Origin of the sequence: Bacillus sp. EKM501B, assembly GCF_011800505.1 — a bacterium.
GTDB lineage: Bacteria > Bacillota > Bacilli > Bacillales > Bacillaceae_G > Bacillus_A > Bacillus_A cereus.
The window spans coordinates 1-13,968 of record NZ_JAALFZ010000003.1; the positions used below are offsets into that span (position 1 = coordinate 1).

The window sequence follows — 13,968 nt, forward strand, 5'->3', positions numbered from 1 at the left end:
GCGCTTGAGAAAGTACTGAGTACAACAGGAGTAGATGCTTATAACCTGGGCACAGGCATGGGCTATAGTGTACTAGAGATGGTTGAAGCGTTTGAAAAAGTTTCGGGCAAGAAAGTTCCTTATAAAATTACAGAGCGTCGCCCAGGTGATGTGGCAGTATGTTTTGCTGATGCATCGAAAGCAAAGCGTGAATTAGGCTGGGAGGCAAAACGTGGATTAGAAGAAATGTGTGCAGATTCTTGGAGATGGCAATCAAATAATAAAAGTGGCTATATGGATAGTGAAGTATAAAGAGTTTTGAGCTAAATGATTATGGTTTAATCTACTAGAGTTAATGATTCTTAATTTACAAGACTAGATGTATAGAAAGTAGGGGCAAAATGAATTCAATCTTAATCTGTGGCGGAGCTGGCTACATCGGTTCTCACGCTGTGAAAAAATTAGTAGACGAAGGTTTATCGGTAGTAGTGGTAGATAACTTACAAACTGGTCACGAAGATGCAATTACGGAAGGCGCGAAGTTTTATAATGGCGATCTTCGTGATAAATCATTTTTAAGGGATGTTTTTACACAAGAAAATATTGAGGCAGTTATGCATTTTGCAGCTGATTCTTTAGTTGGAGTTAGTATGGAAAAGCCCCTTCAATATTATAATAACAATGTGTATGGTGCACTTTGTTTATTAGAGGTAATGGATGAGTTTAAGGTAGATAAGTTCATTTTCTCTTCTACTGCGGCAACGTATGGTGAGGTAGATGTGGATCTTATTACTGAGGAAACGATGACAAATCCTACGAATACGTATGGAGAAACGAAGTTAGCAATCGAGAAGATGCTTCATTGGTATAGCGAAGCTTCTAATTTACGTTATAAGATTTTCAGATACTTTAACGTGGCTGGTGCAACTCCAAATGGTATTATTGGGGAAGATCACCGTCCAGAGACGCATTTAATTCCTCTTGTGCTGCAAGTAGCTTTAGGTCAACGTGAGAAGATTATGATGTTTGGTGATGATTATAATACACCAGATGGTACTTGTATCCGTGATTATATTCATGTTGAAGATTTAGTAGCAGCTCATTTCTTAGGGCTTAAAGACTTGCAGAACGGCGGAGAGAGTGATTTTTATAACTTAGGAAATGGTAATGGTTTCAGTGTAAAAGAAATTGTTGATGCAGTTCGTGAGGTTACAAATCATGAAATTCCTGCTGAGGTAGCACCGCGCCGTGCGGGCGATCCAGCACGTTTAGTTGCTTCTTCTAAGAAAGCGAAAGAGAAGCTAGGATGGGATCCTAAGTATGTAAATGTGAAAACAATTATTGAGCATGCTTGGAATTGGCATCAAAAGCAACCGAATGGATATGCTAAATAAATATAATAAGTGAAAGAGAGGGTATCGTCGACAAAATATGTTCGACAATACCCTCTCTTTTTTTATAAGATTTTTGCTATACTAAACTGTACTATAATACATGATGGAAGGAGGAGAATGATGAAAATACTTGTGGTTGATGATGAATCGAGTATTCGTAATTTGATTCGGATGCAGTTGGAGATGGAAGGTTATGAAGTGTTGGCAGCGGCTGATGGGAGAGAAGCTTTAGAGAGATGGAATGAAGGGCCAGATGTATTGATTTTGGATGTTATGCTTCCGGATACGGATGGGTATGAGTTGCTTCGTTTGTTCCGTGAGAGGGATAGGGATATTCCGGTGCTTATGTTAACGGCAAAGAGTCAGATGAATGATAAGTTGCTTGGCTTGCAGCTTGGTGCTGATGATTATGTGACGAAGCCGTTTAATTATGCGGAGCTTATTCTTCGGGTTAAGAATATGGCGCGGCGTGTAAAGAAGACGGAGGCGGCTGTAAGTCATGAAGTAATTGAGGCTGGAGAGATTGTGATTTGTCCTAAGGAAAGAAAGGTACATGTGAGTGGACAAGTGATTCAGTTAACGTACCGAGAGTTTAATTTATGTCAGTTATTTGTTTCAAATCCACAACGTGTGTTTATGAGGGATGAGTTACTTGAGAAAGTATGGGGATTTGAGTATATCGGAAATACGAGAGCAGTTGATATTATGGTGCAGAGACTTCGCAAGAAGCTTGGGACGAGCGGAGAATATATTAAGACAATTTATGGCGTTGGCTATAAACTGGATTGTTAAGTGGTGATGGTATGTCTTTAAAACGAAATATGGTGTTTGGAATAGTTGGGCTGTTAATTCCGATTTTTGTTCTTTTATATGCAGTTGTTTATATTACGTTAGAAAAGAATATGTATCATAACGCAGCAGATTCTTTAGAAAAGTTAAGTGTAGAAGCACAAATTTATACGATGAATTATTTAGAGAAGGAAGCAGAAGTGGATACGCTTGGTCCGAATTCACTTTTAATTGCGTCGTATTTAGCGAAGCGTATGGATGTCCGTGTGCAGATGATCGGGAAGAATGGCGATGTTGTTGCAGATACACAAAAAGGAGCATTGCTTCACCGTAACATCGACATTGAGAGTTCTTTGAAGGGGAAGAAGTCTTATGTTTTTGAGGAGGCGGATCCCGCTCCCATTCTTTTGTTTTCAAGCCCGGTTTATTATGGAAACGATGTCATTGGAAGTATTCGTTTTATAAATGAGTTAACGGGTGAGAAGGAAGTTTTAACAAATGTGAGCTGGACTTTCTTAATGACGTCTCTTTGCCTAGTAGCTACCGGTATTTTCTTTGCGATTCGTTTGGCGAAGTCTCTTCATAAACCAATTGATCAGTTGAGACAAATGGCACAGAGGCTCGCGAATGGTGATTATAAGAGTAAGATTGAGTTAAATGAGTACGTGGAAATCGCTCAGCTTTCAGCATCTTTTAACGCGATGGCTGATGGAATTGAACTGCATATTAAGCAGTTGCAGGAGGAGAAGGAGAAGCAGAAAGATTTCCTAGACCGCATTACGCATGAGCTAAAAACACCGCTAACGGCAATTATCGGTTATGTGGATTTAATTCCGAAGTTACAATCGAAAGAAGATGTACAGGAAAGTCTTCGTTATGTGGCTGTGGAAAGTGAGCGTTTATTATCACTTGTAGAGGAACTGCTTAAGTCTTCGAAATATGGGACGAGTACGTTTGAAGTGTCTCCTACAGTTGTGAACATAAAGGAATTGGCAGAAGAAGCAGTTTCAATTGTGAAACCTCGCCTAAATCAGTTTGAAATTGAAGTGATAAATGAGTTAACGGATGTACATGTTGTTGCGGATTTTGATAAGACGAAGCAAATTTTCTTAAATGTGCTTGATAATGCAATTAAGTATAGTGATGCTTCGCACATTCGTATGAATGTAATTGTAAATGAGCATGAGGCGAAGGTTTTTGTTCATGATGATGGGATCGGTATAGATGAAGGGGTGCTTGCAGAGTGGAATGAGTCTCCGAAAGGAAAGGCACTTCCGTCTAGTTACGGGAATGGTTATGGTTTGTATATTTGTCAGGAGATTATGAATAAGCAGGGCGGAAGCATGCGGATTGAGAGTAGTGAAGAAATAGGTACTACAATATTCATTACATTTTTGCTTCCGAGAAGGATGGAAGACATAAAAAACTTGAAAGCGGTTAAATGATACATTTATGAAACAATTATGCGGTATTTTCGAAACAACGTTTTTTTATCTTGGAGGTAGGCAGAAATGAAAAGGCTATCATTTCAAATTCTTATGTTTGTCATTTGTATGATTGTTTCTCTTGTTTTGTTTTATGTTATGGAGAAGCAAATCTATAATCGAATTAACATTGTAAATGATAAACAAGCCGTTTTACAAAGGGTGAATGAATCTCTTCCAATTGAAGTGAAAGTAAGACATGAAAAGTGGGGAGAAATTGTTGTAACGGATGAAGTTCGTTTGCATACGATTGTTTCATTCTTTGACCGAATTCGAATAGAGCCTGAGGGCGTTAAGAGCCAAGAACAAGTATTTACTGGAGAAGTAACGTACTTGAATGGACATAAGCGTACTTTTGCAGTAGGTGACTTGTTCCAGTATGGGGAAAATGTATACGGAAAGAATGGCATGGATCCGATGATTTCAGCACTTCAAACGTATTTATTAAGCCTGTATTACACGCCAGAGCGTATTAGTGATTTCTTTGCTTCAGCAAAGGATGTCGTAGTACGTCAAGGCGATGTGGTACGTACTATCAATCTTACGCACATACTTGATTCTATTCGATACGCAAAGCAAATTACAGATTACGGAGAGATTCAGAAGTTATTACAATCGCAGAATGAACCGATTGCTTATATTACAGCTTATAAAACAGGTAAGCGTGTAAAGAATGATCGTGAAGATATTCTTACGATTTCTGTGTATCCATCGTACTTTGTTGTGCAATATCTCGGTGATAATAACGGGAATGTCATGTATATGAAAGGCTCTCTAGCAGAGTTATTCGTAAAGGAGAATGCGTCATGAGAAAGATAGCCTTTTTCTTCTTTTTGCTAGTAATTGGAGGAGCGATGTCTAGTTGCTCTCGAGATACAACCTCTATTAAATATAGTAAAAATGGTCTCCCTATTTTGGATGATCGTCATATTGTTGCGTATGTGGCGGCTCGTGAGGAAGTTGGTGAAGCGTTACTTTCATCATTTTGTAAACCACGTGGATGTACGTATGAATTTATTCGTCTTTCAACAGAAGAACTTCTTCGTAGAGTGGAAGAAGAAGCTGGAAATCCGAAGGCGGATATTATTATTGGCGGTACAGTAGATGCGCATCAAATGATGAAGCAAAAAAATCTTTCTATTCCTGTGATAAGCCAACACGCAAATCGTATTTCAAAAACTGTTAAAGATAAAGATGGTTATTGGTACGGTTATGAAGTGGAGAAGCTGGCAATTGCGATTAATAAAGAGCGGTGGAATGAGGAAATAGCGCCGCTCGGTCTCTCGTATCCATTAAGATGGAAAGATTTATTGAATCCAATATATAAAGGAAAGATTGTCATGCCCGATCCAAATGTTTCAGGTACAGCATATACGTTTTTCCAATCACTGATTGATACGTTAGGTGAAGAGGAAGCGAAGGGATATGTGAAGAATCTGGCAGAACAAGTTGGAGAAGTAACAGTGAATGGTTACATCCCAGCAGAACTTGTTGCGAGCGGTGAATATATGATAGGCATCAACTTTATGGGAGATCAGAGAATGCTTCAAAAACAAGGCTTTCCGATTTTAAGTAACGAACCTGAGCAAACAGGGTTATCTGTTAATGCGATTTCGAAACTAAAACGTGCACCGAGTGGTATTATTGCGGATTTATTTATTGATTATTGTTTATCAGAAGAAGCGGGGCATATTTTAGAAAAAGTGTCGTTTGGCGTACCAACGATGTTTGCGAAGAATGAGAAAGAAATAGAAGGACAGCCGGTTAGAAGGACGAACCAAAATATATCAAATAGCGGAATAATCGAGATATGGAATAGACAGCGTCTCTCTCTGAAGTGAGAAAAGGAGACGAAAATATATGTTTAAATGGCTCAAGCCAGCACCTGCAATTGAAAGATTGCCAGCGGATATGATCGATCGTGTATATCGATTACTACGTATTCGTGTGTTAATCGGGATTTCAGTTGGATATGCTGCTTATTATTTAGTTCGTAGTAACTTTACGTTATCAAGTACGTATTTAGTACAAGAATATGGTTTTAGTACAGCTGAAATTGGTCTACTAGGCTCAGTAATGGCAATTGTTTATGGATTTAGTAAGTTCTTTATGGGTAATTTATCAGATAAAGCTTTCGCCCAGCGCTTTATCGCAGTCGGTTTATTCTTATCAGGGCTTGTAAATATTTGTTTCGGTTTTGCATCATCATTTGGGATGATTGTTACATTACTCGTTGTTAACGGTATTGTACAAGGTATGGGAGCACCACCTTGTAGTATTGTTATGACGAAATGGTTCTCGAAGAAAGAACGTGGTACGAAAACAGGCCTTTGGAATATTTCACATAACGTTGGTGGAATGCTTGTGCCACCACTTGTCGGAATTGGTGTAGGTATTTTCGGTGAAAATCATTGGCAAGGCGGCGTGTTTATTTTCCCTGCGATTATCGCAATGGTAATTGCAGTACTTGTTTGGATCAACGCGAAGGATACACCAGAATCTGAAGGTCTTCCTCCAATTGATGAGTATCGTAATGACTATGAAAATCTTGAAAAAGCAGATAATGCTAACAAGATGTCACCAAAAGAAATTTTAATGAAGTATGTAGTGAAAAATAAATTTGTATGGTTCTTATGTATTGCGAATGCTTTTGTTTATTTAATTCGTTTCGGTGTTATTAACTGGGTTCCACTTTATTTAACGACAGTTAAAGGGTTTTCAAAAGCAGAAGCGCATGCGGCATATGCAATCTTTGAAGGTATGGCAATTCCAAGTTCATTAATCGTTGGCTTTTTAAGTGATAAATTATTTAAAGGAAAACGTATGCCATTATGTATTATTAGTATGGTTGGAGTTGTTATTGGTACGTTTATATATTGGCAAGCAACTAGCGTACTTGTTGTAAGTATTGCAGTTTCTATTATCGGTTGTTTAATTTATGTACCACAGTTCTTAATCGGTTTAAGTGCGATGGAATTAGTACCGAAATTTGCAGTAGGTACGACAGTTGGTATGTGTGGTCTATTCGGTTATGTAGGCGGAAGTCTTGTAGCTAACGCAGCAATTGGTGTTATTGTTGATAGTTCTGGCTGGGATGGTTGTTTCATCTTACTATTAACAGGTGCGGTTTTATCAACAATCTTCTTATTTATTGTTCAACGTGGACATGAGAGAAAAGATCCTAAAGTAGCGTAATATTTTGTTTGAAAAGCTATCCAATTATTATTTGGATGGCTTTTTCTATATAATATAATCTTTCCTTAAATCTATCTTAAAAGATATAATGTCATATTTCTAATCATTGGAATTTTTGTTACAATATAAATGGATGTGTAAAACTTTGTAAAAACAATGTAATAATATGTAATCTATTTTCAGAAAGTTTTATACAATTTTTATATTAAACTATTAAGTTATAAAAAGGAGCGAGAATATGTTACCAAATACGGTTCGTACTCCAAACAAGAAGAAGAAATGGATTATTATTGGGGTTATTGCACTAATTGTTATTGTAGCGGCAATTAATATTTTTGTTATGCAAGGTAAGAAGAAGGGTGCATCAACAAATGCTGATGCTGTAAGTTTTGAGAAAGTGACAGAGCGTAAGCTGAATAATACGAAGTTAATTTCTGGTCAGGTGAAGCCTGGTAATATTGAAAGCTTCTATGCAGATCCGGCCAAAGGGAAAGTGAAAGATATTGAGGTAAAAGAAGGGCAAGAGGTAGAAAAAGGTACGAAGTTATTCTCTTATGATAATGAAGAGATTAATCTTCAAATGAAGCAAGCTGAGCTTGATCAGAAGATGGCAGATATGCGTTATGATCAAGGGAAAAAGAAGATTGATTCGTTGAAGAAAGAAATTAAGAAGGCGAAAGATAGCGGAGCTGGGAAAGAAGTAACAGATCCGATGGACGAGCAAGTAAATGAGTTAGAGATAGGGCAAAAAACAATTGACCTTGAGAAAGAAAAAGGAAAGTTGCAGAAAGAAGAGTTAAGTAAAAAGCAGAAAGAGCTTACGATTTATAGTAATTTCGCTGGTGTTGTTCAAAAGTTAGATAAAGATGCGGCACAAAGCTCATCTCAAGCGTTAGGTGGTCAAGGAAAAGCGTTTTTACAAGTAGCTTCTAAAGATCCATTCCAAGTTCAAGGTACGTTAACTGAGCTTCAGAAGTCACAAATTCAAAAAGATCAAACATTCACTGTAACGGCGAAAGCAAATAATAAGAAGAAGTGGACAGGTAAGATTACAGAGGTAAGTGAGTTCCCAACAAGTGCAGAGATGGCGCAAGCTGGCGGCATGGGTGAAGCAACTCAAAATATGTCTCAATATACATATAAAGCAAGTCTTGATAGCCAAGACGGTTTATCTCCAGGTTACCACGTTTCTCTGCAAGTAAACTTAGAGAATAAGAAGATGATTGCTGTCCCAAGTAAGAGCATTGTAGCAAAAGGCGATGATGCATTTGTTTATGTTGAGGATAAAGGTAAGCTTCGTAAACAAAATGTGAAAAAAGGTTCTACTGATGGGGACTGGACAGAGGTTGTAGAAGGCGTAACAGTGGGGCAAAAGGTGGTTAAAAATCCTTCCGACGATGTGTATGACGGAATGGAAGTGAAAGAGAAATGATTACGTTAAATAATATTGCTAAAACGTATTATCAAGGAAAGTTGGCAGTGCCGATTTTGCACGGTATTAGTTTAACGATTCAGAGCGGTGAGTTCGTTTCGATTATGGGACCGTCTGGCTCTGGTAAGTCGACGCTTATGAATATTATCGGTTGTTTAGATCGTCCAACAGAAGGCGAATATATGCTGAATGACGTGAATATCTTAACAGCAGACGAGTCAAAGCTTGCTTTAATTCGTAATGAATATATTGGCTTTGTATTCCAGCATTTTAATTTACTGCCTCGTCTTTCAGCAGTGGAAAATGTTGAGCTTCCGCTCGTATATGGTGGCGTGAAGAAAGCAGAGCGTCGCAAGCGTGCTTTGGAGGCGCTAGGTAAAGTTGGATTGGCAGATCGCGTGCATCATTTACCAAATGAGTTATCAGGTGGACAGAAGCAGCGTGTAGCGATTGCAAGAGCGATTGCAAATAATCCAACGTTTATTATGGCCGATGAACCGACTGGTGCACTTGATACGAAGTCTGGTGAGCAAGTTATGAATATTTTCACGAAGCTTAATGCAGAAGGTACGACGATTGTTATGGTTACGCATGAAGAGGAAGTGGCAGCGTATTCTTCCCGCCGCATTGTACTGCGAGACGGGAAAGTTACAGAAGATAGAAGGTGTGCGGTATGAGTTTACTAGATAGTATAAAAATTGCCTTATCTTCTATTTTAGCTCATAAACTGCGTTCAGCTCTTACGATGCTCGGTATTATTATCGGGGTAGGTTCAATTATTACTGTCGTTGCAATTGGGCAAGGCGGGGAAGCGATGTTGAAATCAAAATTCGCAGGTTCTGGTGGTAATAACCTTATGCCAATTCAATTTAAAGCAGATATTAATGATGAATTTGCTATAGGTGGATTTGAAATACCGAAGTTAACGGAAGAGGATATTTTGGAAGTAAAACAAGTGAAAGATGTTTCACACGTTATTACAACAAATTCGACAACAGAGACACTTGATGTAAATGATAAAAAAGCAAGGCTGAATGTTATTGGACTTGATAATGAATATTTTGCGGTTAATAAAGTAAAGGTTGTAAAGGGCCGCTCCTTAAATGAATCAGATATTTCTCACGCGAATAACGTTGTGATGATTAGCACAAAAACAGAGGAAACGTTATTTAAGGACGTAAACCCAGTTGGACAAATTATTGAGATGAAGGGACAGCCAATGCAAATTATTGGTGTGTATACATCAGATAATGAATTTATGGGATTTGAAATGGAAGAAGCGTTAATTCCTCTTACGTTATGGCCTGTTTTATATGGGACAGATGATATTCAAAATATCGCAATTCAAGCTAAAAATGTAGACAATTTAGAAGCAGCAGGGAAACGAGCTGTTGATGTATTAAATAGTCGTAAGCCAAGTGAAATCCCAGGTAAATATGAACTGGTGAATTTAAAAGAACTCCAAGAAAATGTTTCTAAAGTAACTAGCATCATGACGATGATTATCGGTGGTATCGCTGGTATTTCATTAGTCGTTGGTGGTATTGGTGTTATGAATATCATGCTCGTATCTGTAACGGAGCGTACGCGCGAAATTGGGATACGTAAAGCGCTTGGAGCAACGCGTAGTAAAATTTTATTACAGTTTTTAATTGAAGCTGTTATGTTAACACTTTTAGGTGGTTTAATCGGAATTGGTCTTGGGTATGGCGGAGCATATATCGTTTCTACATTCGCAAAATGGCCACCGCTCGTTTCGTGGGAAGTTGTCGTTGGAGGCGTACTGTTCTCGATGACACTCGGTATTATTTTCGGATTAATTCCAGCAAATAAAGCTGCGAAATTAGATCCAATTGAAGCATTGCGTTATGAGTAATTAATAGTGTAGTAGAACTACACATTACCGTTCTAGTGGGCGGTTCGTAGCCTCTATATGAGGAAGTGAACCGCCCGTTAGAACGGGTTATATAAATAGAAGGAGGCGTTATAATGGAAGCTAATATTAATACGCAAGATGTAGGTGCGAAGAAGCCATCATTATTAGGAATGATTACTTCTCCAAGTGAGCAGTTTGAGAGAATGAAGACGAGTAATGCAGTTTGGGGTGCATTTTGGTTACTTGTTTTAATAGCTGGGCTTGTTGGGGGATTTGCTGCTTATGTATATTCTCTAACACCTGAAGCAATTAAGCTTAATAAGGAATTAGGTGTTACTGTTTCAGCTGCAATGACATATGGTATGGGATTTGGGGTAATTGCTATTAGTATGGCATTTGTCTTTCTACTTAGTGCCGTGGTGTATAAAGTGTTAATGGTATTTATAAGCAATGATACTTCTTATAAAAAATTATTAGCGATTACTGTATATTCAAGTGTTATTTCATTACTAGGTTTATTAATAAATACGATTTTAGCATATATTTTAGGTGGATCAGGTCAAGAAATGTACACTGGCCTAGAGCCAATTTTTGCTTCAAGTAGTGGTGTTGTAAAAGGCATTGTAAGTAAATTTGAAGTGTTTACAATTTGGGGATATGCAGTTACATGGCTAGGTCTTCAAATTACAGCAGGTTTAACTAAAAAGCAGGCAACAATTATTACTATTGTTTTCTTTGTTTTAACTCTTGGAATGGGCGCTTTACAAGGTATGTTCCAATAAAGAAATAAAATAGAAAGGTGGCTCTTTCAAGAGTCACCTTTTTTTATTTTTACCCCTATTTCAAATACCACCAACAAAATTTCAAATACTAGCTGGTGTAATTTCAAATTCCGTCGGTAGTATTTGAAATTACTCACAGTGAAATCTTTTCTTTATTTTTATATTGTGAAGGTACCGCGGAATACTAGAAAGGTATACCTTTTAGAAACGGGTACTGTGTGAAGCCAGCCACTTTTAAAGAGGCAGTTGTTTTGTATGAAGGGATGATTGTAAATCAAATAAAGAAATTAGGTATTCGTCAAGATTATGAAGAGTATTATCAATGTGGTTTAATTGGTCTTTGGCATGCGTATGAAAGATTTGATGCAAAGAAGGGGTATTTCCCTGCATATGCACTTGTAACGGTGCGTGGTTATATATTAGAAAGATTGAAGAAAGAATCTACTTTGCAAGAAAGATGTGTATGTGTAGGTGAGTATGAGGAAATCTTTCATTTTGAAGATGTTGAAATAAGAGTGAAGGATTTTATGAGTGTGTTAGACGAGAAGGAGAAGTATATTATTTTTGAACGTTTTTTTGTAGGGAAGACGATGGGAGAAATCGCTTTAGAGACGGAAATGACATATTATCAAGTAAGGTGGATGTATCGGCAAGCACTCGAGAAAATGCGCGATAGTGTAAAAGGATAAAAATAGCAAATAGAATGGAAGGTGAGGAAATACTACCTTCCATTCTATTTGTTATTAAGGTGATGAATCTTGCATGTTCATTTGGGATAATACATATCCAGCTTTCCATAATTGCTGACTTAGCTTATGGGAACTAATTTGTATCGTTACGGTAGCTCCGTTTGAAAAATGAATTTTAGCTCGTTTAGCTTTTTTGAAAAACTCTATTGTATGAACATGTTTGAAGAAAAGCCAAATACAATTTGGAGAAGCAGGAGATTCTGTTGGGAAAGCACAAATATATTCTCTATGATTGATCGGAATTGGAACGTTTTGTTTGAATTTAAATTTTGTTTTTACAGCATTACGTCTCCCTTGATAAGTAGAATGAATATTTGTTAGACAAGATTTCTGTATAAGTTGGAGAGCAGTTTGACAGGAGTAAAGATGGTTTCCGCTACTGTCGATAATTTTTGTACGGTAATAAGGGTGTTTACATGGTTCAAGCATCATTGTAGAACTAGAAATAAAAATGTTGTTTTCATTATCCATAATTCTATAGCCTCCCTTATAATTTTCATTCCGAATATAATTATATATAAATTAAGTAAATTTACTGTTAATATTCTATTTCATATTGTAAATTTTGGCTATTCGTTTACAATCAATAGGTGATAGTCTTTCTAATTTGCATCGCTTGTACATATATATGAAAATAGAAAAGAGTAGGCGGTGATATAGTATGAAGAAAAAGTATATTATTATGGCTTTAGTTGTCGTTCTCCTAGTATATTTAGCAAACAGTAATCCGAGTAAGGGAGAATATACAGAATGGGCAGCGAAGCAGTTTATGAAGCGTAATGATGTGAGTAAGAAGCTAGATGAAGTTCAAAAAGAGAATGAAGAGGGTCTTCTTGGCGACTTGGCATCGGCCGGTAAAAAGTTAGCCAAAAAGTATGTTGAGCCACAAGTTGGGTTATTAATTGATCATTATACGAAGCGAAATGATTATATATTCTTCTCAACATATACGACTGAGTTTGATATAGGTGAAGAACATTATAAGTACGTATGCGTCGGTTTTTCAAAGATTTTTATCCCGATTGAAATGCCGAAGAAAAAAGACGAATCTGCAAAATGATGCAGATTCGTCTTTTTCATTTTATAGAGTAATGGGAACTTCAGATACATTTTTTTCTACAAGGCGAGCTCCCTTTTTTCTTGTATTTTCATCAATGGATGAAAATACAGATGAGGCAAGGATTGTATCCATTACTTGATTTACGACTTGTGCATCGATTGGTGTGATGGGCGTATCGATAGAAAAAACGACTGTTTTTCCATCTTCCTTCGCGAAAATCAACTCTAGTACTTGCATGTGTTATTCCCTCCTTTGTATTTATCCCGCTATTTACGGGATTTGGGTCTGCCGTTTAAATTGCGGGCTAATAATCAGCGGGGATGAATAAAATCCCCACTGATCCGAGTTTTACTTTATAGTTTAGAAAGATCTGATGTGCTTACAAGTTGTACAGCGTGAAGCGGTGATGCTTGTAAGGAAGCTAGAGCATGAGCTACATTGTGTACTTGATCTAAGCTCGCATTTGTTTTAACACGTTTAAATTGTTTGCTCTTGAAAACTGTTTTGCCGTTCTTATCTAATCCGTTGTTTAAGACAAGACGTAAAGTTAAATCCATTACGATTGTTTCAATTGCCATGTGTATCACCTCCTTTCACTTTATAAATAGGATGCAAATGTCATGTTTTGGCGTGAAATTTTTTCTTTTTTTTGGTACCCTTAAAAGATTAAGAGAGGAGAATTCTGGATAATGAATCGTAAATGGTTATTTTGGATTCCTGTATTACTATGGATGGGGCTGATTTTCTATTCTTCGGCACAACCATATAAAAAGCAGGATATGCGTTCAGATATTGAACAATATGTAAATGTTGAATTTGTGAAAGAGCATTTTTCATGGGTATCTATCGATTATGGTGGAGGAACCCCTGTTAGTATTGCGAATAAAGGTGTAGGCGGATTTATTGAGTTTTTCCTTCGTAAAGGTGCTCATTTTATGGTGTTCTTTATGCTAGGTTCATTGATTTATTACGCTTTTCATCGATCAGGTCATTCGAGGAAAAGATGTTTTATATATGCCCTTCTTTTCGTTGCGGGTTATGCAACATTTGATGAAATTCACCAATGGTATACGGGAGACCGTACACCAATGTGGCAAGATTCATTGCTTGATACGTGCGGCGGGTTAACGGGGATTATAATAAGTAATTGGTTTTGGAATAGAAAAAAGCGCTAATCTCATTTTGAGATTAGCGCTTTTTTTGCGGGTAGTAAAACTCTACGTGATTG

At 37.3% G+C, this 13,968-nt stretch carries 17 protein-coding genes; 14 read left to right on the forward strand and 3 right to left on the reverse strand.

Features of this window, described 5'->3' with window-relative positions:
• The 12 genes from HFD78_RS09180 to HFD78_RS09235 form a co-directional block, all read left to right on the forward strand.
• Positions 1–291, forward strand: a 291-nt coding sequence (locus tag HFD78_RS09180) for a GDP-mannose 4,6-dehydratase (protein ID WP_191968065.1), incomplete at its 5' end; no start/stop codon positions are given.
• An 89-nt stretch (positions 292–380) separates the two neighbouring features.
• Positions 381–1,373 (forward strand): UDP-glucose 4-epimerase GalE, encoded by a 993-nt coding sequence (galE, locus tag HFD78_RS09185; RefSeq protein WP_098794395.1) that lies wholly within the window; start codon positions 381–383, stop codon positions 1,371–1,373.
• Between the two features lie 120 nt (positions 1,374–1,493).
• Positions 1,494–2,165, forward strand: coding sequence for a response regulator transcription factor (locus HFD78_RS09190; RefSeq protein ID WP_098794396.1), 672 nt, complete (start codon positions 1,494–1,496; stop codon positions 2,163–2,165).
• 11 nt (positions 2,166–2,176) lie between these two features.
• Positions 2,177–3,607, forward strand: a complete 1,431-nt coding sequence (locus tag HFD78_RS09195) for a HAMP domain-containing sensor histidine kinase (protein WP_070184484.1) — start codon at positions 2,177–2,179, stop codon at positions 3,605–3,607.
• A 66-nt stretch (positions 3,608–3,673) separates the two neighbouring features.
• The gene (locus tag HFD78_RS09200; RefSeq protein ID WP_000826618.1) at positions 3,674–4,456 is read left to right on the forward strand and encodes a DUF3919 family protein; all 783 of its coding nucleotides are present in this window, start codon (positions 3,674–3,676) and stop codon (positions 4,454–4,456) included.
• On the forward strand, positions 4,453–5,487 hold the full coding sequence (locus HFD78_RS09205; RefSeq protein WP_001225639.1) for an ABC transporter substrate-binding protein: 1,035 nt from the start codon (positions 4,453–4,455) through the stop codon (positions 5,485–5,487). The genes HFD78_RS09200 and HFD78_RS09205 overlap by 4 nt, the downstream gene beginning before the upstream one ends.
• Positions 5,488–5,506: 19 nt before the next feature.
• Entirely contained in the window at positions 5,507–6,841 is a 1,335-nt protein-coding gene (gene pgtP, locus HFD78_RS09210; protein ID WP_000477602.1) for an MFS transporter, read from the forward strand.
• Positions 6,842–7,079: 238 nt separating this feature from the next.
• On the forward strand, positions 7,080–8,273 hold the full coding sequence (locus HFD78_RS09215; protein ID WP_000937316.1) for an efflux RND transporter periplasmic adaptor subunit: 1,194 nt from the start codon (positions 7,080–7,082) through the stop codon (positions 8,271–8,273).
• On the forward strand, positions 8,270–8,950 hold the full coding sequence (locus tag HFD78_RS09220; protein ID WP_000631626.1) for an ABC transporter ATP-binding protein: 681 nt from the start codon (positions 8,270–8,272) through the stop codon (positions 8,948–8,950). The genes HFD78_RS09215 and HFD78_RS09220 overlap by 4 nt, the downstream gene beginning before the upstream one ends.
• The gene (locus HFD78_RS09225) at positions 8,947–10,149 is read left to right on the forward strand and encodes an ABC transporter permease (RefSeq protein WP_000054354.1); all 1,203 of its coding nucleotides are present in this window, start codon (positions 8,947–8,949) and stop codon (positions 10,147–10,149) included. Before HFD78_RS09220 ends, HFD78_RS09225 begins: the two co-directional genes overlap by 4 nt.
• A gap of 113 nt (positions 10,150–10,262) precedes the next feature.
• Entirely contained in the window at positions 10,263–10,931 is a 669-nt protein-coding gene (gene yknW, locus HFD78_RS09230) for a YknW family membrane protein (protein ID WP_044584993.1), read from the forward strand.
• A 218-nt stretch (positions 10,932–11,149) separates the two neighbouring features.
• Entirely contained in the window at positions 11,150–11,620 is a 471-nt protein-coding gene (locus HFD78_RS09235; protein ID WP_033694298.1) for a sigma-70 family RNA polymerase sigma factor, read from the forward strand.
• 54 nt (positions 11,621–11,674) lie between these two features.
• Here HFD78_RS09235 and HFD78_RS09240 read toward each other — a convergent pair whose 3' ends face one another.
• A complete protein-coding gene (locus HFD78_RS09240) occupies positions 11,675–12,151 on the reverse strand; it encodes a competence protein ComK (protein ID WP_000368313.1) in 477 nt (158 codons plus the stop codon).
• Between the two features lie 190 nt (positions 12,152–12,341).
• Here HFD78_RS09240 and HFD78_RS09245 point away from each other — a divergent pair, with 190 nt between their 5' ends.
• A complete protein-coding gene (locus HFD78_RS09245; RefSeq protein WP_000731405.1) occupies positions 12,342–12,740 on the forward strand; it encodes a DUF4359 domain-containing protein in 399 nt (132 codons plus the stop codon).
• A gap of 21 nt (positions 12,741–12,761) precedes the next feature.
• On the opposite strand, the gene HFD78_RS09250 is transcribed toward HFD78_RS09245, so the two are convergent.
• Both HFD78_RS09250 and HFD78_RS09255 read right to left on the reverse strand, forming a co-directional pair.
• Positions 12,762–12,977, reverse strand: coding sequence for a DUF2922 domain-containing protein (locus tag HFD78_RS09250; protein ID WP_001197593.1), 216 nt, complete (start codon positions 12,975–12,977; stop codon positions 12,762–12,764).
• Positions 12,978–13,093: 116 nt separating this feature from the next.
• On the reverse strand, positions 13,094–13,318 hold the full coding sequence (locus HFD78_RS09255) for a DUF1659 domain-containing protein (protein WP_000963861.1): 225 nt from the start codon (positions 13,316–13,318) through the stop codon (positions 13,094–13,096).
• A gap of 111 nt (positions 13,319–13,429) precedes the next feature.
• Between HFD78_RS09255 and HFD78_RS09260 the strand changes: the two genes are divergently transcribed.
• Positions 13,430–13,915: a VanZ family protein gene (locus HFD78_RS09260; protein WP_001080707.1), complete on the forward strand. Its 486-nt coding sequence runs from the start codon at positions 13,430–13,432 to the stop codon at positions 13,913–13,915.
• Positions 13,916–13,968 lie beyond the last annotated feature (53 nt).

What these genes read in the sequence shown, in the direction of transcription:
- yknW (WP_044584993.1), top strand. Translation starts at nt 10,263, where the DNA reads ATGGAAGCTAATATTAATACGCAAGATGTAGGTGCGAAGAAGCCATCA.
- HFD78_RS09205 (WP_001225639.1), top strand. Translation starts at nt 4,453, where the DNA reads ATGAGAAAGATAGCCTTTTTCTTCTTTTTGCTAGTAATTGGAGGAGCG.
- HFD78_RS09245 (WP_000731405.1), top strand. Translation starts at nt 12,342, where the DNA reads ATGAAGAAAAAGTATATTATTATGGCTTTAGTTGTCGTTCTCCTAGTA.
- HFD78_RS09215 (WP_000937316.1), top strand. Translation starts at nt 7,080, where the DNA reads ATGTTACCAAATACGGTTCGTACTCCAAACAAGAAGAAGAAATGGATT.
- HFD78_RS09220 (WP_000631626.1), top strand. Translation starts at nt 8,270, where the DNA reads ATGATTACGTTAAATAATATTGCTAAAACGTATTATCAAGGAAAGTTG.
- HFD78_RS09190 (WP_098794396.1), top strand. Translation starts at nt 1,494, where the DNA reads ATGAAAATACTTGTGGTTGATGATGAATCGAGTATTCGTAATTTGATT.
- HFD78_RS09195 (WP_070184484.1), top strand. Translation starts at nt 2,177, where the DNA reads ATGTCTTTAAAACGAAATATGGTGTTTGGAATAGTTGGGCTGTTAATT.
- pgtP (WP_000477602.1), top strand. Translation starts at nt 5,507, where the DNA reads ATGTTTAAATGGCTCAAGCCAGCACCTGCAATTGAAAGATTGCCAGCG.
- HFD78_RS09200 (WP_000826618.1), top strand. Translation starts at nt 3,674, where the DNA reads ATGAAAAGGCTATCATTTCAAATTCTTATGTTTGTCATTTGTATGATT.
- HFD78_RS09240 (WP_000368313.1), bottom strand. Translation starts at nt 12,151, where the DNA reads ATGGATAATGAAAACAACATTTTTATTTCTAGTTCTACAATGATGCTT.
- HFD78_RS09255 (WP_000963861.1), bottom strand. Translation starts at nt 13,318, where the DNA reads ATGGCAATTGAAACAATCGTAATGGATTTAACTTTACGTCTTGTCTTA.
- HFD78_RS09250 (WP_001197593.1), bottom strand. Translation starts at nt 12,977, where the DNA reads ATGCAAGTACTAGAGTTGATTTTCGCGAAGGAAGATGGAAAAACAGTC.
- HFD78_RS09225 (WP_000054354.1), top strand. Translation starts at nt 8,947, where the DNA reads ATGAGTTTACTAGATAGTATAAAAATTGCCTTATCTTCTATTTTAGCT.
- HFD78_RS09260 (WP_001080707.1), top strand. Translation starts at nt 13,430, where the DNA reads ATGAATCGTAAATGGTTATTTTGGATTCCTGTATTACTATGGATGGGG.
- galE (WP_098794395.1), top strand. Translation starts at nt 381, where the DNA reads ATGAATTCAATCTTAATCTGTGGCGGAGCTGGCTACATCGGTTCTCAC.